The organism is Pseudomonas entomophila (genome assembly GCF_013523125.1).
GTDB lineage: Bacteria > Pseudomonadota > Gammaproteobacteria > Pseudomonadales > Pseudomonadaceae > Aquipseudomonas > Aquipseudomonas entomophila_B.
The window spans coordinates 65225-84468 of the sequence record NZ_JAAMQJ010000015.1 but is presented as its reverse complement, the minus strand read 5'-3'; the positions used below and the strand labels follow the sequence as shown (position 1 = coordinate 84468).

At 64.9% G+C, this 19244-nt stretch carries 14 protein-coding genes and 1 pseudogene; 8 read left to right on the top strand and 7 right to left on the bottom strand.

What is annotated here, in order from left to right; genetic code table 11:
- Positions 1–35: 35 nt before the first annotated feature.
- The gene (locus G7007_RS10415) at positions 36–1379 is read left to right on the top strand and encodes a carbohydrate porin (protein ID WP_181101498.1); all 1344 of its coding nucleotides are present in this window, start codon (positions 36–38) and stop codon (positions 1377–1379) included.
- A gap of 18 nt (positions 1380–1397) precedes the next feature.
- On the opposite strand, the gene hexR is transcribed toward G7007_RS10415, so the two are convergent.
- Positions 1398–2261 carry a DNA-binding transcriptional regulator HexR gene (gene hexR / locus G7007_RS10410; protein WP_308852292.1) on the bottom strand — a complete coding sequence of 288 codons (864 nt, stop codon included), beginning with the start codon at positions 2259–2261 and terminating at the stop codon, positions 1398–1400.
- A gap of 210 nt (positions 2262–2471) precedes the next feature.
- Here hexR and zwf point away from each other — a divergent pair, with 210 nt between their 5' ends.
- The 3 genes from zwf to G7007_RS10395 are packed head-to-tail and all read left to right on the top strand — an operon-like array spanning position 2472 to position 5336.
- Positions 2472–3944 carry a glucose-6-phosphate dehydrogenase gene (zwf, locus tag G7007_RS10405; protein WP_181101494.1) on the top strand — a complete coding sequence of 491 codons (1473 nt, stop codon included), beginning with the start codon at positions 2472–2474 and terminating at the stop codon, positions 3942–3944.
- Positions 3931–4644: a 6-phosphogluconolactonase gene (gene pgl / locus G7007_RS10400; RefSeq protein WP_181101492.1), complete on the top strand. Its 714-nt coding sequence runs from the start codon at positions 3931–3933 to the stop codon at positions 4642–4644. Before zwf ends, pgl begins: the two co-directional genes overlap by 14 nt.
- Positions 4645–4661: 17 nt before the next feature.
- The gene (locus tag G7007_RS10395) at positions 4662–5336 is read left to right on the top strand and encodes a bifunctional 4-hydroxy-2-oxoglutarate aldolase/2-dehydro-3-deoxy-phosphogluconate aldolase (protein WP_181101490.1); all 675 of its coding nucleotides are present in this window, start codon (positions 4662–4664) and stop codon (positions 5334–5336) included.
- Between the two features lie 115 nt (positions 5337–5451).
- Here G7007_RS10395 and leuA read toward each other — a convergent pair whose 3' ends face one another.
- From leuA to xseA, 3 genes are all read right to left on the bottom strand, one after another.
- Positions 5452–7125: a 2-isopropylmalate synthase gene (leuA, locus tag G7007_RS10390; RefSeq protein ID WP_181101488.1), complete on the bottom strand. Its 1674-nt coding sequence runs from the start codon at positions 7123–7125 to the stop codon at positions 5452–5454.
- 375 nt (positions 7126–7500) lie between these two features.
- Positions 7501–8328, bottom strand: a complete 828-nt coding sequence (locus G7007_RS10385; protein WP_181101486.1) for a peptidoglycan DD-metalloendopeptidase family protein — start codon at positions 8326–8328, stop codon at positions 7501–7503.
- 3 nt (positions 8329–8331) lie between these two features.
- A complete protein-coding gene (xseA, locus tag G7007_RS10380; RefSeq protein WP_181101484.1) occupies positions 8332–9711 on the bottom strand; it encodes an exodeoxyribonuclease VII large subunit in 1380 nt (459 codons plus the stop codon).
- Between the two features lie 143 nt (positions 9712–9854).
- Between xseA and G7007_RS10375 the strand changes: the two genes are divergently transcribed.
- The 4 genes from G7007_RS10375 to guaA all read left to right on the top strand — a co-directional run bounded on the left by G7007_RS10375 (position 9855) and on the right by guaA (position 14672).
- Positions 9855–10619: an N-acetylmuramoyl-L-alanine amidase gene (locus G7007_RS10375; protein ID WP_181101482.1), complete on the top strand. Its 765-nt coding sequence runs from the start codon at positions 9855–9857 to the stop codon at positions 10617–10619.
- Between the two features lie 108 nt (positions 10620–10727).
- Positions 10728–11276 (top strand): sugar ABC transporter ATPase, encoded by a 549-nt coding sequence (locus G7007_RS10370; protein WP_181101480.1) that lies wholly within the window; start codon positions 10728–10730, stop codon positions 11274–11276.
- 156 nt (positions 11277–11432) lie between these two features.
- Positions 11433–12902 (top strand): IMP dehydrogenase, encoded by a 1470-nt coding sequence (gene guaB, locus G7007_RS10365; RefSeq protein ID WP_181101478.1) that lies wholly within the window; start codon positions 11433–11435, stop codon positions 12900–12902.
- Between the two features lie 192 nt (positions 12903–13094).
- Positions 13095–14672, top strand: a complete 1578-nt coding sequence (gene guaA, locus G7007_RS10360; protein ID WP_060392754.1) for a glutamine-hydrolyzing GMP synthase — start codon at positions 13095–13097, stop codon at positions 14670–14672.
- Positions 14673–14855: 183 nt separating this feature from the next.
- On the opposite strand, the gene G7007_RS22665 is transcribed toward guaA, so the two are convergent.
- From G7007_RS22665 to G7007_RS10350, 3 genes and pseudogenes are all read right to left on the bottom strand, one after another.
- Entirely contained in the window at positions 14856–15557 is a 702-nt protein-coding gene (locus G7007_RS22665; RefSeq protein WP_445675780.1) for a methyl-accepting chemotaxis protein, read from the bottom strand.
- A 417-nt stretch (positions 15558–15974) separates the two neighbouring features.
- Positions 15975–16766: pseudogene (locus tag G7007_RS22660) on the bottom strand (cache domain-containing protein); the annotation flags it as partial.
- A 215-nt stretch (positions 16767–16981) separates the two neighbouring features.
- On the bottom strand, positions 16982–19003 hold the full coding sequence (locus tag G7007_RS10350; RefSeq protein WP_181101474.1) for a methyl-accepting chemotaxis protein: 2022 nt from the start codon (positions 19001–19003) through the stop codon (positions 16982–16984).
- Positions 19004–19244 lie beyond the last annotated feature (241 nt).

The window sequence follows — 19244 nt, the reverse complement described above, 5'->3', positions numbered from 1 at the left end:
TGTTGGATACCCATAACAAGAAGAGGAAACACATCATGGAGCAGTGCAAACGCATGGGCGCGCTGGGAGCGCTGGGTCTGCTGGGCGTCATCGCCAGCGGCGAAGCTCAGGCATTCGAACCGTTCGCGACGGATTCACCCTGGATGAGCGGGGATTGGGGCGGCACCCGCACCGAGCTGATCGAGAAAGGCTACAACTTCAGCCTGCAGTACGTGGGCGAGGCGGCGACCAACGTGCATGGCGGCTACGACCATGACCGCACGGCGCGCTACAGCGACCAGTTCGCCTTCGGCCTGCTGACGGACCTGGACAAGGTGCTGGGCTGGAAGAATGCCGAGTTCAAGATCGGCATCACCGAGCGCAGCGGGCGCAACCTGTCCAATGACCGCATCGGCGACCCGCGTGCCGGGCACCTGAGCTCGGTGCAGGAAGTCTGGGGGCGTGGCCAGACCTGGCGCCTGACGCAGTTGTGGCTCCGCCAGACCTACCTGGATGGCGCCCTGGACCTCAAGGTCGGCCGCTACGGCCCGGGCGAGGAGTTCAACAGCTTCCCGTGCGAGTTCCAGAACTTGGCGCTGTGCGGCTCGCAGGTCGGCAACTGGGTCGGTGACATCTGGTACAACTGGCCTGTGAGCCAGTGGGGCGGGCGCCTGAAATACAACGTCTCGCCCGAACTGGCGGTCCAAGTGGGAGTGTTCGAGCAGAACCCGTCCAACCTGGAAACCGGCAACGGCTTCAAGCTGAGCGGCAGCGGCAGTCGCGGCACGATCGTGCCGGTCGAACTGATCTGGTCCCCGCGTCCGGGTGGGCTGCCGGGTGAGTACCGCCTGGGCTACTACCGCAGCAGCGCGTCGGCGGACGATCTGCACAAGGACGTCGACGGTCAGGAGCAGGCCCTCACCGGCAAGGCCTTCAAGTCCCATGGCAGCAAGCATGGGGCCTGGCTGGTGGCGCAGCAGCAGCTGACCTCCCGGGCGTCGGACGCTAGTCGAGGCCTGAGCGTGTTCGCCAACGCCACCGTCCACGACAAGTCGACCAACCTGATCGACAACTACCAGCAGCTCGGCGTGCTCTACACCGGCGCCTTCGATGCCCGTCCCAAGGACGTGATCGGCCTGGGCGTGGCCCGTATCCATGTCAACGAGGACGTGCGCAAGCGGGCTACGCTGCTCAACACCCTCAGCGGCATCGACGACTACGACAACCCCGGGTTCGTCCCGCTGCGCGGCAGCGAATACGACGCCGAACTCTACTATGGCGTGCACGTCACAGACTGGCTGACCGTGCGCCCCAACGTGCAGTTCATCAAGCGTCCCGGCGGTGTCAGCCAGGTCGATGACGCCTGGGTCATGGGCCTTAAGGTCTCGTCAACCTTCTGAGTCGGTCGGCCTGACCTTTCAACCCAGGTCGCTATCCTCGACGGGATAGCGACTGGCGTTGAGGCTTTCCTTGATCTTGCGCAGGTGTGGCTGGAAATCCACGCCACGGCGCAAGGTCATGCCGGTGGCCAGCACGTCGAGCACGGTCAGCTGGATGATGCGCGAGGTCATCGGCATGTAGATATCGGTGTCCTCGGGCAGCGGGATGTGCAGGCTCAGGCTGCACGCCTGGGACAGCGGCGAACCGGCCGCGGTCAGGCCCAGCACCGAAGCGCCGTTTTCCCGGGCGAGCCGCGCCACGTCCACCAGCTCGCGCGTGCGACCGGTGTAGGAAATGATCACGAACAGATCCCCCGTATGTGCCACCGACGCCAGCATTCGCTGCATCAGCACATCGGCATGTGCCGACACCGCCAGGTTGAAGCGGAAGAACTTGTGCTGGGCGTCCAGGGCGACCGGCGCCGAAGCCCCAAGGCCGAAGAAGTGGATCTGCCGCGCCTGGATCATCATGTCCACCGCACGACTGACCTGCTGCGGGTCGAGTTGCTGGCAGGCACTGTCGAGCGACGCGATGGCGCTGCCGAAGATCTTCTGGGTGTACGCCGCCGGATCGTCGTCCTCGGCGACCGCGCGGCTCACGTAGGCCGCGCCGCTGGCCAGGCTCTGCGCCAGTTGCAGCTTGAGTTCGGGGTAGCCGCTGACGCCGAACGAGCGGCAGAAACGGTTGACGGTCGGTTCGCTGACCTTCGCCGCCTGGGCCAGCGCCGCGATGCTGAAGCGCGTGGCCTGCTGGGGGTTGAGCAGGATGACTTCGGCCACCTTGCGCTCGGCCTTGTTCAAATCCTCGAGGCGTCCCTGGATCTGTTCCAGGAGATTTCGCACACGGTCCATGGGGTGTCCTTGAGTCAGGGGGGCGACCGGCTGGCGAAGCAGCGGGCCGTTTGTGAGGTCTATCCTACTGGCAGCTGTCGTGCGCGCACCACCTGTATGCACACGCTGCCCGATAATGTTGTGTTTATTACTACATATTCCCTTGAAAAAAAGCCAATGAACCGGTATTCCTAGGGTCAATTTATGAAAGAACCCAACATCATGCCTGCGATCAGCGTAGAACCCTGTACCTTCGGCCTGTTCGGCGCCCTTGGCGATCTGGCGCTGCGCAAGCTGTTCCCGGCGTTGTACCAGCTCGACCGAGCCGGTCTGCTGCACCCGGATACCCGGCTGCTGGCCCTGGCTCGCGAGGCCGGCAGCGACGACGCGCACCTGGCCTCGATCGAGAGCCACCTGCGGCGCTACCTGCCGGCTAGCGACGTGGACGAGACGGCCATGCAAGGGTTCATGGCCCGCATCACCTACCTGCACCTGGATTTCCTCGAGCGCGACGGCTATCGCCGCCTGGCCGAGGCGGTCACGCCTGATCAGCCGCTGATCGCCTATTTCGCCACGGCCGCTGCCGTGTACGGGGCCATCTGCGAACACCTCGATGGGGTCGGCCTGGCCGAGCGCACCCGTGTGGTGCTGGAAAAGCCCATCGGCCACGACCTGGAGTCGTCGCGCCGGGTCAACGATGCCGTGGCCCAGTATTTCCCGGAAAGCCGCGTCTACCGCATCGACCACTACCTGGGCAAGGAGACCGTGCAGAACCTCATCGCTCTGCGCTTCGCCAACAGCCTGTTCGAGACCCAGTGGAACCAGAACTCCATCTCCCACGTGGAAATCACCGTGGCCGAGAAGGTCGGCATCGAAGGCCGCTGGGGCTATTTCGACAAGGCCGGCCAGTTGCGCGACATGATCCAGAACCACCTGCTGCAGCTGCTGTGCCTGATCGCCATGGACCCGCCGGGCGACCTGTCGGCCGACAGCATCCGTGACGAGAAGGTCAAGGTGCTCAAGGCCCTGGCGCCGATCACCGGCGAAGGGCTGGGCAGCCGTGTGGTGCGTGGCCAGTACATCGCCGGGCACAGCGATGGCCAGCCGGTGCCAGGGTACCTGGACGAAGACAACGCCAACAGCCAGAGCGACACCGAAACCTTCGTCGCCCTGCGCGCCGACATTCGCAACTGGCGGTGGTCGGGCGTGCCGTTCTACCTGCGTACCGGCAAGCGCATGCCGCAGAAGCTGTCGCAGATCGTCATCCATTTCAAGGAACCGACGCACTACATCTTCGCCCCGGAGCAGCGCCTGCAGATCGGCAACAAGCTGGTCATCCGCCTGCAACCGGACGAAGGCATCTCCTTGCGGGTGATGACCAAGGAGCAAGGGCTGGACAAGGGCATGCACCTGCGCAGCGACCTGCTGCAGCTGCATTTCTCCGACACCTGGCGCCGCAGCGCCCGTATCCCCGACGCCTACGAGCGGCTGTTGCTGGAAGTGATGCGCGGCAACCAGAACCTGTTCGTGCGCAAGGACGAGATCGAGCACGCCTGGGCGTGGTGCGATCAACTGATCGCCGGCTGGAAGCAGGCCGGCGACATGCCTCGGCCCTACGCGGCCGGTTCCTGGGGGCCGATGAGTGCGGTCGCCCTGATTACACGCGATGGGAGGTCATGGTATGGCGATATCTGAACTGCGACTGCCAGCCAACGTGCAGGCACACACGTTCACCGAGGCCCGTGCATTGGCCACCGGTCTGGCCCAGGATGTGGCCGAGCGGCTGCGCCAGGCCATAGACGCCAAGGGGCAAGCGACCGTGGTGCTGTCCGGTGGGCGCAGCCCGGTGCCGTTTCTCGAGGCCTTGTCCAGTCAGCCGCTGGACTGGTCCAAGGTGGTGGTGAGCCTGGCCGACGAGCGCTGGGTGCCGGTGGAACATGCCGACAGCAATGCCGGACTGTTGCGCCAGCATCTGCTCAAGGGGGAGGCGGCCAAGGCTCGCTTCGTTGGCCTGTACCGCCCGGCCGACACCTTGGACGCCGCTGCCGAAGCGGCCGACCGCGCCCTGGTCGATCTGCCGCCGATCGATGTGCTGGTCCTCGGCATGGGCGACGACGGTCACACCGCTTCGCTGTTCCCGGCCAGCCCGCAGGTGCGCGCCGGGCTGCAGCGCACCGGCGAGCACCGCTGCCTGCCGATGCTTGCACCCAGTGTGCCCCATCAACGCTTGAGCATGACCCGCGCGCTGCTGGCCACTGCCGCCTTCACGGCTTTGTCCGTGCAAGGGCAGGGCAAGCTCGCGACCCTGCGCGAGGCACTGGCCGGCGATGATGCCGCGTTGATGCCGATCCGCGCATTTCTTCAGGACCCGTTGCATCTGTACTGGTGCCCATGAGCCAAGGATTCCCAGCCATGCCCACGCTTGAACGCCCTCAGCCTCTGCTGACCATGCCCGAGAAGGTGGCGCGCATCGACGCCTTGTGCGAGCGCGCCCGCATTCTTCCGGTCATCACCATTGCCCGCGAACAGGACATCCTGCCACTGGCCGACGCCCTGGCCGAGGGCGGCATTCGTACGCTCGAAGTGACCTTGCGTTCCGAGCATGGCCTCAAGGCCATCGAGGTGCTGCGCGAGCAGCGGCCCGAGCTGTGCGTGGGGGCTGGCACCGTGCTCGATTGCACGATGTTCGCTGCCGTGCAGGCTGCCGGTGCGCAATTCGTGGTGACCCCGGGGATCACGTCGGAGCTACTCAGGGCCGGTGTGGACAGCGACATTCCCCTGCTACCAGGCATCAGCACGGCTTCGGAGATCATGACCGGCTATGCGCTGGGCTACCGCCGCTTCAAGCTGTTCCCGGCCGAGATCGCTGGCGGCGTCGCGGCGATCAAGGCCTTCGCCGGCCCCTTCGGCGACATTCGTTTCTGCCCGACGGGGGGCGTGAACGCGAGCAACGCACGCCACTACATGGCCTTGCCCAACGTCATGTGCGTGGGTGGCACCTGGATGCTCGACAGCAGCTGGATCAAGAACGGCGATTGGGGTCGCATCACCGAGTGCAGCGCCGAGGCGATGGCACTGTTCGACTAAGGGCAAGGTGTCGAGCGCTCGGTCTGGAGGGCGCTCACGCAAACCCGCGCGCTCGAGCTGCCAGAAACAAAAAAGCCCGCATCCTGGATGCGGGCTTTTTTCATGCGTCAGGCGCTCAGGCCGCCTTGGCGTTCTGTTGGCTCAACGAACGGTTCAGCGCACTGAACAAGGCCTTGAAGCTGGCCGTCGTGATGTTTTCATCGATGCCCACCCCGTGGACCGGACGTCCACCCGCCACGCGCAGCTCGATATAGGCGGCGGCCTTGGCATGAGTGCCTGCGCCAATGGCGTGCTCGTTGTAGTCCATGATCTCGACCGCCACCGGCAAGCCGGCGACCAGCGCCTCCAGGGCGCCGTTGCCCTTGCCGGACCATTTCAGGGTGGTCTCGCCTTCACCCGCGACGTCCACTTCCACGGCGCTGTGGCCGTTCTCTTCCCGCAGGCGGTGGCTGACCAATGCATAGGGCGTATTGGCTTGCAGGTATTCCTTCTGCAGCAGGCTGTAGATCTGCTGAGCCGTCATTTCCAAGCCCAGGCGGTCGGTTTCGCCCTGGACCACCTGACTGAATTCGATCTGCATGCGGCGCGGCAGGCTGATGCCGTACTCCTGCTCGAGCAGGTAGGTGATGCCACCCTTGCCCGACTGGCTGTTGACGCGGATCACCGCCTCGTAGTTGCGACCGATGTCGGCCGGGTCGATGGGCAGGTAGGGCACCTCCCACAGTTCGCCGTCCTGCTGTTTGCTCATGCCCTTGCGGATGGCGTCCTGGTGCGAGCCGGAGAACGCGGTGTGGACCAGATCGCCCACGTACGGGTGGCGGGGGTGGACCGGCAACTGGTTGCACTCCTCGACGACCTTGCGCACGCCGTCGATGTCCGAGAAGTCCAGCTGCGGGTCGATGCCTTGGGTGTAGAGGTTCAGGGCCAGGGTCACCAGGTCGACGTTGCCGGTGCGCTCGCCATTGCCGAACAGGCAGCCTTCGGCACGGTCGGCACCGGCCATCAGGCCCAGCTCGGTGGCGGCGATGCCGGTACCACGGTCGTTGTGGGTATGCAGGCTGATGATCACGCTGTCGCGACGGTTGACGTTGCGGCAGAACCACTCGATCTGGTCGGCGTAGACGTTGGGCGTCCCCACTTCGACGGTGGCCGGCAGGTTGAGAATGATCTTGTGCTCGGGCGTCGGGTTCCACACCTCGATCACCGCGTCACAGACTTCCTTGGCGAATTCCAGCTCGGTGGCGCTGAAGGTTTCCGGCGAGTACTGGAACGTCCAGCGTGTCTCGGGTTGCTGCGCGGCGTACTTGACGAACAGCTTGGCGGCGTTGACCGCGATGTCCTTGACGCCTTGCTTGTCCTGGTTGAAGACGATGCGGCGGAACGACGGGCAGGTGGCGTTGTACAGGTGAACGATGGCCTGCTTGGCGCCGCGCAGGGATTCGAAGGTCCGCGCGATCAGGTCTTCACGGGCCTGGGTGAGCACCTGGATGGTGGTGTCGTCCGGGATGTGGCCGTCTTCGATCAGCGTGCGCACGAAGTCGAAATCGGTCTGCGAGGCGGAGGGGAAGGCGGCTTCGATTTCCTTCACGCCCACGTGCACCAGGGTCTGCCAGAAACGCAGCTTCTTCGCCGAGTCCATCGGTTCGATCAACGACTGGTTGCCATCACGCAGGTCGGAGCTGCACCAGATCGGCGCCTGGGTGATGGCCTTCGACGGCCAGGTGCGGTCGGGCAGGTCGATGGTCGGGAACGCGCGGTACTTGCGAGAAGGGTCTTTGAGCATGGACATGGTGCAATCCTTTAATGAGCGGCCGTGATCGGGCCTGCCAGACGATAACCGGTCGAAAGCGGGGTAACGCGGCTCAACCCGATAGTCGTGCGCTGACCAGGGAAAGGCTGCGATGCTGGCGGAGCAGAATGAGGGTGAGTGGAGTCGTCATGCATCCAACCCTAACCACAGGTGCAAGGAATGGCAAGCATAGTAGAAAAATTGAGAGGAATGATCATAAAGGCAGGTCAGGGGTAACCTGACAGGCGCTTTTAGAAAAAAAGCATGCATTTTATTGCGCGAGGAAAGCATTGATCGAAAGAGGGGCCAGACTGGCGTGCCCACGTCCCTGGTTTCACCACCGGCGCACGCTCGAAACCTGTCCACCCACCGGGTTCAGGGTTGGAATGCGCCGATGAAGATCGCCGGGTCCACCCGTGCATCGTTCAGGCTCACGTTCCAGTGCATGTGCGGCCCCGTGGCGCGCCCCGTCGAGCCGACCCGGCCGACCACCTCGCCGCGGCGCAGGTCCTGGCCTTTCTTCACGTCGATGCGCGACAGATGGCAGAACATGCTGATGAACCCCTGGCCGTGATCGACGAACACCGTCTGGCCGTTGAAGAAGTAATCACCGATGAGAATCACCTTGCCATTGGCCGGTGTCTTGATCGGCGTGCCCGCCGGCACCGCGAAATCCAGACCGGCATGGGGGTTGCGCTCTTCGCCATTGAAGAAACGGCGTACGCCGAACTTGCTCGACAAGGGACCGTTGACCGGCTTGTCCAGCAGCAGGTTGCTCGGCAAGACCGGGCTGAAGCTGCGGTAGGCGGTGGTCTGTTCGGCCAGCTCGCGTTCGATGCGCTTGAGGTCGTCGGGCTCCGGGTTGACCTGGCGCTTGTTCTTCAGGGTGATGTGCTGTTCAGGGTACTTCTTGCTGCCGACCATGAACGGCAGGCTGCGCGAGCCTTGCATCACCACCGCCTGGCCCGGCTTGTGGGTCAAAGGGATGCCAACGATCGCCAGCCAGGTGTCCTGTTCCTTCACCACCAGCACCGGCTTGCCCTCGAAGCGCGCGCTGGGGGGCTGTGCCGAAGGGCCGAGGTCGACCACCGCCACGCCGCCCGGCACCGGCTTGTTCAGCTGGCGGGTGATGTAGCTGGCCTGGGCGCAGGTGCCGACCAACAGCAGGGTAAGGGCTAGCAGGGGAGCGATGAACCTTGGCATGGGTCAGTCCAGAAGGGAGAGGGTGACGGGCGTCTGGTGGTTGTCTTCGACACGCACCTTCAATTCGCCATCGTTCAGGCGAGCGGTCAGGCGCTGGCCGGTGTGGGTGTCGGCAGCGCTGCGGATGGCATGGCCCTTTTCGTCGAGCAGGATGCTGTAGCCGCGTGCGAGGGTCGCCAGCGGGCTGACCACTTGCAGGGTCTGCACCTGGGCCTGGAGCCGTTGGCGGCGGTCCTTGAGCAGGTCGCGCATGGCCCGCGGCAGGCGCTCGGCCAGGGCGTCCAGGCGGTGGCCGAGCAAGGTCAGCGTGCGCCCCGGATGCTGCGCGCCCAGGCGTGCCTGCAGCCGCTCCAGGTGTTGCTGGTGCTGGCGCATGTGCAGCGTGAAGGCCCGGCGCAGGCGCATGTCCAGGTCATCCAGGCGCTGGGCCTGCTGGCGCAGACGCTCGCCCGGATGGCGCAGGCGCCGTGACAGGCCATCCAGCCGCAGGCGATCGTGGGCCAGACGGTTGCGCAGGCGCAGCAGCAGGCGCCGCTCCAGGCTCTCGAGGGTCTGGCGCAGCCCGCTGCTGTCGGGCGCCAGCAGTTCGGCCGCCGCCGACGGCGTCGGCGCCCGCACGTCGGCCACGAAATCGCTGATCGAGACGTCCGTCTCATGGCCCACGGCGCTGACGATGGGCGTGGCGCAGGCAGCAATGGCCCGGGCGACGGCCTCTTCGTTGAAGCACCAGAGGTCTTCCAGCGAACCGCCGCCACGGGCCAGGATCAGCGCATCGAAGCCTTGCGCATCGGCCCGCTGCAGCGCCTTGACGATTTGCCCGATGGCGTCGCGACCCTGCACGGCGGTGGGGATCAGGTTCAGCTCCACCTGCGGTGCACGGCGGCCGAACACGCTGATGATGTCGCGAATCACCGCGCCGGTGGGTGAGGTGACGATGCCGATGCGTCGGGGGTGAGCGGGCAAGGCGCGCTTGCGGTCTGCACTGAACAGCCCTTCGGCACCGAGCTTTTCCTTCAAGGCATCGAACGCCAGACGCAGCGCGCCGTCACCGGCCGGCTCGAGCGTGTCGAGGATCAGCTGGTAGTCGCCGCGCCCTTCGAACAGCGAGACCTTGCCACGCACCCGCACCGCCAGGCCGTCACGCAGCGCCTGCCGTACCCGCGCAGCGTTCTGCCGGAACAGTGCGCAACGTACCTGGGCGCCGCTGTCCTTCAGGGTGAAATAGAGGTGCCCGGACGCCGGCCGGGCCAGGTTGGAGATCTCGCCCTCCACCCAGATGGAGCGGAACACGTCCTCGAGCAGCACGCGTGCGCGGCCGTTGAGCTGGCTGACGGTCAGGACTTCACGGTCCAGACCAAGGCGTTCGAAAGGGTCTTTGATCATGGAGGCATCATAAAGGACAAGTCCGTCGGATGCACCGGTGCAGGATCACGGGAAGCGTCCTACCTTTCGCGGCGAAATGAAGGGCTTATCCGCCCATGAGCGCGCGCCTAGCCTGAGCGCTTCCCGTCCCGAGGAGGTGCCCCATGTACGAGGTCGATTCCACCACTTACCGCGCCAAGGCCTTCAATCGGCGCGTCCGCTTTCTGGTGTTCCACTACACCGCCATCCACTTCAATGGTTCGGTCAATGCCCTGGCCAAGGGCAACGAGGTCAGCGCGCACTACCTGCTGCCCAATCCTGCCGATCCGACCTATCAGCGTGCAGGCTTCGGTCGGCTGCGCATCTTCAACCTCGTCGACGAAGGCGAGCGTGCCTGGCATGCGGGCAGCAGCGCCTGGGCCGGGCGCAGCCACCTGAACGACACGGCGATCGGCATCGAGCTGGTCAACGAGGCGACGGCGAGCAACGGGCAATTCACCTTTCCGCCCTACCACCCCGAACAGATCGATGCCCTGATCCAGTTGAGTCGAGACATCCTGCAGCGGTATCCGGACATCACCCCGACCCACGTCGTCGGCCACAGCGACATTTCCATCGGCCGCAAGAGCGACCCAGGCGCGGCGTTCCCCTGGCAGCGCCTGCATGAGGCGGGTATCGGGGCCTGGTACGACGAGACCCGCAAGGCACAGTTCCTGGCGCAGTTCGCGCGCGCCTTGCCGGCTGCCAGGGAAGTTCAGGCCCAGCTGCGTGCCTATGGCTACGAGGTGCCGGCGCAACCGAATGCAAGCCAGATGCGTGCGCTGCTCAGGGCCTTTCAGCTGCACTTTCGTCCGTCCGATTACCGGGGCGTGCTGGATGCCGAGACGGCGGCGATTCTCTATGCGCTGGTCGAGCGCTACAAGGCCTGAGCGTGACGGGTCGCGGGCCGGGCTGCGGGGCGCGCGGCTCGGTCGCTACCTCGGCGCCTGCGCAGGCGCTAGAATGAGCCACCCCCGCCGTCCAGGTTCGTCTTGCCCATGAGTACCCAGCGCATCATCGTCCCCAAGCTGTCCACCGTGCCGTTTCACGAGGCCCGTGCCCGGGCCATCCTGCGCTGGCTGGTGCGGGAGAAGGTGGTGGAGGAAGCCTTGACCACCTGCGGCCGCACCGGCAACCATATGGGCCATGCCCTGGCAGAAGGCGCGCGCAAGTACGCCTTGCACCCTGAGCAGTTGCCATTCGGCGAACAGGCCAATGGTCTGGAGGTCGTGCTCAAGCGCTGCATCTATACGCCTACCGACGGTTTTCTCGAGGAGGCCGGCTGCCCTGAATGCCGCCGTGAAGTCGGGGAACCGCTGTTCGACAGCCTGGAAGAGTGGATGCCCGGGGTGAGCGACAACTTCACCTGCCCCTTGTGCGGGTTCGAGGACGACATCAATGGCTTCCTGTTCCTGCAGCCGTGTGCCTTTTCCAACCTGGGCTTCATCTTCAATGGCTGGGGTGGCGCGGGCTTCACGCCAGCGTTTATCGAACAGTTCGCCGACTGGCTCGACCAGCCGGTGGCGGTAGTGAGCGTGGGGCAGTAGGTGGGGGAGGGCCCACCGGCACGGTCGATCCACGAGCGCAGGAATTGACAGAAAAAGTCAGCGTTGCGCCCCACCACTCGGCATTTCGCGTTGAGCAACGGCCCCGGCATGAGTATAATGGCGCGCTTCCATTTTTCCCGCCCGGGAGCATCCGCGATGCTGCGTATCAGCCAAGAAGCACTGACCTTCGACGACATCCTCCTTGTACCTGGCTACTCCGAGGTACTGCCCAACGAGGTCAGTCTCAAGACCCGCCTGACCCGCGGGATCGAGCTGAACATCCCCCTGGTCTCCGCCGCCATGGATACCGTGACCGAAGCCCGCCTGGCCATCGCCATGGCCCAGGAAGGCGGCATCGGCATCATCCACAAGAACATGACCATCGAACAGCAGGCCAGCGAAGTACGCAAGGTCAAGAAGTTCGAGGCCGGCGTGGTCACCGACCCGATCACCATCGACGCCGACGCCACCGTGCGCGACCTCTTCGAACTGACCCGCTTGAACAACATCTCTGGCGTGCCGGTGCTGGAGAACGGCGACCTGGTCGGCATCGTCACCTCCCGTGACGTGCGCTTCGAAAGCCGCCTGGACGTCACCGTGCGCGAAGTGATGACGCCCAAGGATCGCCTGGTCACCGTCAGCGAAGGTGCCAACAAGGAAGAAGTCCGCGAGCTGCTGCACAAGCACCGCCTGGAGAAGGTCCTGATCGTCGATGCCGCCTTCAACCTCAAGGGCATGATGACCGTCACCGACATCGAGAAGGCCAAGGCCTACCCGCTGGCCAGCAAGGACGACCAGGGTCGCCTGCGCGTCGGCGCCGCCGTCGGTACCGGCAAGGACACCGGTGAGCGCGTCGCTGCCTTGGTCGCTGCCGGCGTCGACGTGGTGGTGGTGGACACCGCCCACGGTCACTCCAAGGGCGTGATCGACCGCGTGCGCTGGGTCAAGGAAACCTACCCGCAGGTACAGGTGATCGGCGGCAACATCGCCACCGGTGCCGCGGCCAAGGCCCTGGTCGAAGCCGGCGCCGACGCCGTCAAGGTCGGTATCGGTCCAGGCTCGATCTGCACCACCCGTATCGTCGCCGGTGTCGGCGTGCCGCAGATCAGCGCCATCGCCAATGTCGCCGAAGCCCTCGAAGGCACCGGCGTGCCGCTGATCGCCGACGGGGGTATCCGCTTCTCCGGTGACCTGTCCAAGGCCATCGTGGCCGGCGCCTCGTGCGTGATGATGGGTTCGATGTTCGCCGGTACCGAAGAGTCGCCAGGCGAGATCGAACTGTTCCAGGGCCGTTCCTACAAGGCCTACCGTGGCATGGGCTCGCTCGGTGCGATGGCCCAGTCGCAAGGTTCTTCGGACCGTTACTTCCAGGATTCCTCGGCCGGCGCCGAGAAGCTGGTCCCCGAAGGCATCGAAGGTCGTGTCGCCTACAAGGGCGCCCTGGCCGCGATCATCCACCAGCTGATGGGCGGTCTGCGTTCGTCCATGGGCTACACCGGCAGCGCGAACATCGACGAGATGCGTACCCGTCCGGAGTTCGTGCGCATCACCGGTGCCGGCATGGCCGAGTCCCACGTGCACGACGTGCAGATCACCAAGGAAGCGCCGAACTACCGCGTAGGCTGACGGCCCGCTTCGAGCGGCACGCTGCAAGCGGTAGCCACACGAAACAGTACGGCGGTCAGTGCGCCTGGCGCGGTGACCGCTTTGACACAGCAGCTTGCCGCTTGCCGCTCACCGCGTGCAGCTGCTCTTCCCGTTTCCCCGATCAACTTGCGGCCTGGGGCTCGATGCCTCGGCTGCACCAGAGAGTTCCCCATGGCCCTCGACATCCACGCCCACCGCATCCTGATCCTGGATTTCGGTTCCCAGTACACCCAGCTGATCGCCCGCCGCGTGCGCGAGATCGGCGTCTACTGCGAACTGCACCCGTTCGACATGTCCGACGAGGCGATCCGCGAATTCAACCCGCGTGGCATCATCCTCGCCGGCGGTCCCGAGTCGGTTCACGAAGCCAACAGCCCGCGCGCACCGCAGGCCGTCTTCGACCTCAACGTCCCGCTGCTGGGCATCTGCTACGGCATGCAGACCATGTCCGAACAACTGGGCGGCAAGGTCGAAGGTTCCGAGCTGCGTGAGTTCGGCTACGCCCGCGTCGACGTGGTCGGCAAGAGCCGCCTGCTCGACGGCATCGAAGACCACATCGACGCCGACGGCGTGCTGGGTCTCGACGTCTGGATGAGCCACGGCGACAAGGTCACCCAGCTGCCGGCCGACTTCCACGTCCTGGCCAGCACCCCGAGCTGCCCGATCGCCGGCATGTTCGACGATGCCCGTGGCTACTACGGCGTGCAGTTCCACCCGGAAGTGACCCACACCAAGCAGGGCGGTCGCATCCTGTCCCGCTTCATCCAGGACATCTGTGGCTGCGAAGCCCTGTGGACCCCGTCCAACATCGTCGAAGACGCCATCGCCCAGGTGCGTGAACAGGTCGGTTCGGCCAACGTCCTGCTCGGCCTGTCCGGCGGTGTCGACTCCTCCGTGGTCGCCGCGCTGCTGCACCGCGCCATCGGCGACCAGCTGACCTGCGTATTCGTCGACAACGGCCTGCTGCGCCTGCACGAAGGTGACCAGGTCATGGCCATGTTCAAGGAGAACATGGGCGTCAAGGTGATCCGCGCCGACGCCGAAGCCCAGTTCCTCGACAACCTGGCCGGCGAAGCCGACCCGGAGAAGAAGCGCAAGATCATCGGCCGCACCTTCATCGACATCTTCGATGCCGAAGCCAGCAAGCTCGAGAACATCCAGTTCCTGGCCCAGGGCACCATCTACCCCGACGTGATCGAGTCGGCCGGCGCCAAGAGCGGCAAGGCCCACGTGATCAAGTCCCACCACAACGTCGGCGGCCTGCCCGAGGAAATGAACCTCAAGCTGGTCGAGCCCCTGCGTGAACTGTTCAAGGACGAAGTGCGCAAGATCGGCCTGGAACTGGGCCTGCCGTACGACATGGTCTATCGCCACCCGTTCCCGGGCCCGGGCCTGGGCGTGCGCATCCTGGGTGAAGTGAAGAAGGAATACGCCGACATCCTGCGTCGCGCCGACCACATCTTCATCGAAGAGCTGCGCAAGGCCGACTGGTACCACAAGACCAGCCAGGCGTTCGTGGTGTTCCAGCCGGTGCGTTCGGTCGGCGTCGTCGGCGACGGCCGCCGCTACGCCTGGGTCGTGGCCCTGCGTGCGGTCGAGACCGTGGACTTCATGACGGCCCGTTGGGCGCACCTGCCGTACGAGCTGCTGGAAACGGTCAGCGGTCGCATCATCAACGAGATCGAAGGGATCTCGCGGGTGACCTACGACGTGTCGAGCAAGCCGCCAGCGACGATTGAGTGGGAATGATTTTGTAGCGTGAAAAAACCGGCTCCGGCCGGTTTTTCTTGTCTGCAAAGAGCAGACGGATACATGCTGGCTTATCTCTGTACGTCTAGCTAACGATGCCTGCTTCGTGAGGGCGGGGGTCGTTGACGCAGGCAGACCAACATCGCCCCACGAAACCAATGCCCACTTCCCTACCTATCAAACCTAATCAGCCCCCCGACTCAACCCCCCCAGCCGCGCCGAAATCGACTGCATCCCCCTACCCAGCTCCCGAAGCGTGTTCGCATCCCGCGCACCTTCCTCACTCGCCGCATGGATACGCACCGCTAGCTCGTTGATTTCCTGTGTCACGTGACTCTGCTCCTGGGCCGCGACGGCAATCTGCTGGGCGCGCTGGACGATGTCATCGAAACTGCCCACGGTCGTGCCCAAGGTGGCGGCCACACCGATCGCCTGCTGCACGGACTCGCGGGTGCGGTGGGCGCCGTTCTGCATGGTGGTGACGGCAGACGTCGAGGCCTCACGCAACTGAGTGATCATCTCCTGGATCTCGTTGGCAGACGTCTGTGTGCGGCCTGCCAGTGTCCGCACCTCATCGGCCACCACCGCAAACCCCCGACCTTGTTCACCAGCGCGCGCGGCCTCGATGGCCGCGTTGAGCGCCAGCAGGTTCGTCTGCTGGGAGATCGACTTGATGACCTCCAGCACGCTGCCGACGCGCTCGATGTCTTCACCCAGCTGAGTGATCGCGGTGGCCGCGCCCGAGATGTCGGTCGCCAGGCTTTCAATGGATTCACCGTTGCGGTTGACCTGCTGCTGACTCTTTTGCGCCTCTGCCAGCGAGCTGCGTGCCGTGTCCGAGCAGTCGCTGGTGTTGTGTGCGACCTCATGGGCACTGGCCGACATTTCGGTGATGGCGGTGGCGAGCAGGGTGTTGTCCTGGCGTTGCGCTTCTGCTCGTTCCGCTAGGCCGTTGGACAGTTGCGCCAGCTCGTTGGCCTGGGCTTCCAGGGACACCGACTCATCGGCAATCTGTCGCAGCATGGTCCGCAAGGAGCCGGCGTAATGGTTGACGGCGCTGCGCAGCGCACCCAGCTCATCTGACCGCAGAATCTCCAGTTGAGCACCGGCTTGACCGCCTTGGCCGAGCCGTTCGATTTGCGTGGTGGTTTCCTCGATCTGGGTGAGCAGTCGTTTGCCCGCCAGCCAGGCGAGCCCCAGCAAAATGCCCAGCAGCGGCAGCAGGAACAGCAGGATCTGCCCGGTCAGTGTGTTCGCCAGTCCGACCACGCGGGCCTCGGGCGTGACCAGACCAATGCGCCAACCAGTGCCTTCCATGGTCGCCAAGGTGACGTAGGCCGGCCCGTCCAGGCGCGCATCGTTTTCCAGGTGCAGCGTCGTCGTGCCAGTGGAATGGCTCGACAGGCTGTCGACGACTGGCTTGAGCCACGGTTGCTCCTGGCTCAAGTTGGCCAGGGTCGGCAGGCCCTTCGTGCTTTTCGCTTCGGGGAAGAACAGCAGGTTCCCTGAACCGTCGACGGCGAACGCATAGCCGTCGGTGACGTTGCCATTGGCCTCGAGAAACGCGGCCAGGCCGTCGAGCTTGAGGTCGATCGTCGCGACTCCGGCGAACGTGCCCTGTGCCTGGTAGGGCACGCTGCAGGTCGTCATGGCCACGCCACTGACCGGATCCTGGTAGGCGTCCGACCAGACGCAACGCCCCGGTGGCGCGGTTTTCGCGCCGGTGTACCAGGATTCAGCCTGGTACGAGGGGGTTTGCGCGGCATTGTATTCGTCCGAATACACCAGCCCATTGCTGGCGTTGCGGGCCCAGAAAAAACTGCGCCGATCCGTTCCGGCCGTAAACGCGTTGGGTTCTGGCCACAGCCCGCCGCCTGCAATGGCGGCATCGCCCTGGCTGTCGATCACGTTGGGCAGAGTGGCCTTGAGCAGGGCCTCGTCGTGGGGCAGGGTTTCGGCCAGGTGCGCCATCGCCGTCGTGGTGCCCTCGATGCGGTTCACTTGCATGGCGAGCTGGCGGGTCATCGCATTGGCCGATTGTTCCGCGGCCTCGGTACCCGCAGCGACCAACCGGGGCTTGCCGCCCAAGGTCATGACGGCGTAGATCGCCAACGCGGTCAGCACCAGCAGCGTCAGGATGCCCAGCGTCATTCGGCCTGAGAGGCGGTCGGGAAGTAGTGACATGCTGAGGCTCCGTAAAATGAGGATCGACTGTTATTGGTTACGGCAGCCAAGCCCGATAGTTGAGGCGCTGTCCGAGGATTTGACCGATGGGACGAAGGGTAGCCAAGAAAACGCGGTTGACTACGTCACGCATGCGTCAGCCCCGTCAATGTATCGGCAAGGGTCTTGGTCCGCTGGGCCGTGCCTTCCGTCGCCCGGCTGGACGCCTCCAGCGTGTCCAGCATTTCTCGTAGCGCACCCACCCCGGTCGATTGATCCTCGATCTGCTGGGCCACCCGCTGGATCTCCCCCGACAGCACCTCGATGTCCGCGCCGATGTCCGCCGCATTCTTGCGTGTGATTTCCGCCAGCTTGCGCACCTCGTCCGCCACCACCGCGAAGCCCCGGCCCAGGTCGCCCGCGCGTGCAGCTTCGATGGCCGCGTTCAGCGCCAGCAGGTTGGTCTGCCCGGCGATCTGCTGGATCACCTGCACGATCGACTGGATCCGCAAGCTCGACCCTGCCAGCGCGCGCGCACCTTCCACCGCGGTCTCTGCCTGGCTGGACAGCCCCTCGACCGTGGTCCCGGCCTGGACGGACACCGTATTCTGCTGGCCGATCGTGCCCACCAGTTCGTCCATCGAGGCATGCAGTTCACCGGAGTACTGCTTGAGCTGCGACGCGATGTCTTCCTGTTGGCGCTCGGCCTGGGCCAGCACCTGGCCCAGGTCGGTCAGGCCTTCGAAGACGGGCAGGATCGTGCGGTCCAGGCCACGGGTATTGAAGGTGTCGGTGAAGTCGTTGTTCTTGAACGCGGCGATCTGCTTGACCACCACATGGTTCAAACCCGCCAGCTTCTTCACCTGGCGCCGCAGGAAGAAGGCCTTGAACTCGCCGTAGTGGGCGATGAAGTTGTCCACGTACTCGGCCGTGAAGCTCGCGCCTTTGGCGACCCGGAAGAAAAAGATCGCCGTCAGCGTCTGGTTCAGGTTCAGGCCCAGGATCTCGCCGAAGGTCGAAAACCCGGTCAACGGCACATCGCCGAACACGCCGGTCATGTTGCCCAGCTCGGCGCCGTTGTTCAGCCGGCGCAGAATGCAATCGTTGAGGATGCCCGCCACCGGCTGGCCGCCCTTGTCCCGCAGGAACTGCTCGTAGTCCAGGCGCGTCGCCTCGCGCAAGGGGGTGCGCCGTACCATCACCAGCTCTTCGCCCGGCGCCACGTCACAGAACAATTGCACGATCTGCTGTTCGTAATCGATACGCGCGATGGACCGCACGAACAGCTCACTGCCGACCCGAATCGCGAACGAGTAGTCCGCCAGCTTCGATTCCAGCGCCTGTGGTGCACACCCGAACGCGTCGCACAGTGCCTGCACCATGCTATTGATGTTGCCGCTGCCGTCGATCACCTGGTCGATCGTGCGGTCTTCCACCGAAGCCGTCAGCACACTGAAGGTCAGGTTCTCTGCCTTGAAGTTCTGGCTCTTGAACACGTCGAACCGCACGTTCGCCGCCGTCTTCAGGAACACCATCTGCACGTGGTTCTGATAGCTGCGCTGGCCGTCATGGATCAGCGTCTTCTGGAAGTCCGACGTGCCCCCGGCCGACCCGCCCACGAACAGACACGGAAACCGCCCGGACTCGTACAGCGCCTCCATGAAGAACGACTCCGACGCCGACAACCCGTCGAACACCACGTACGCCAGCGTATCGCGGTGATCGATCGAGGTGCGTACCTGCGTTCGCTTGATGTTGGCCACCAGCTTGGCGATCCGCTCCTGCATTCCCAACCGCTTGCCACCGCCACGAATGTCCTCGCACTCCAGCGGCACCATCACCACTTCGGCCGAGGCGATCAGGCTGTCGTCGAACAGCTGCAGCACGATCCGGTCCCAGTGCTCGCCCGTGGCGCAGTACAGCGAACGGGGCGCATTGCACAGCTCGCCCGCGGTGGTGCACAGGCTGATGCTGGCGTGGGGAAAGCGGCGCCTGAGCGTGGCGGCGATGGCGTCGATGTTCAGGTGCGGCGACAGGAAACCGGTGATCAACGTGGGGGTGATGCGCAGGGCGGCGAGGGCAGCCTCCAGGTCGTTGGCGGTGCTGGTGAGCGTGGCGGTGCCCGGGCGCGAGGGGCGGGATTTTTTCAGGAAGGCGAGTGGGTTCATGGGAGCTCGATCGGAAAAGGGCAGCGTACGGTTAGTAGGACTATCGGCGGGTTGCAGGGGGGCTGGAGGGGATGCGACGGATGGACGCGTTCCCCGTCTCGACAGGCGGCTTGCGGCCCGTAGGGGCTTTCACGGGGGCTGCGGCATCGGTCGCCGTGCGCGCGGTGACGCGGCGACTGCCGAAGGAATGAAAGCGCGCCTCGCCGTTTGCCAGCAGTCCTGAAAGAGCGGCTGCTTGCAC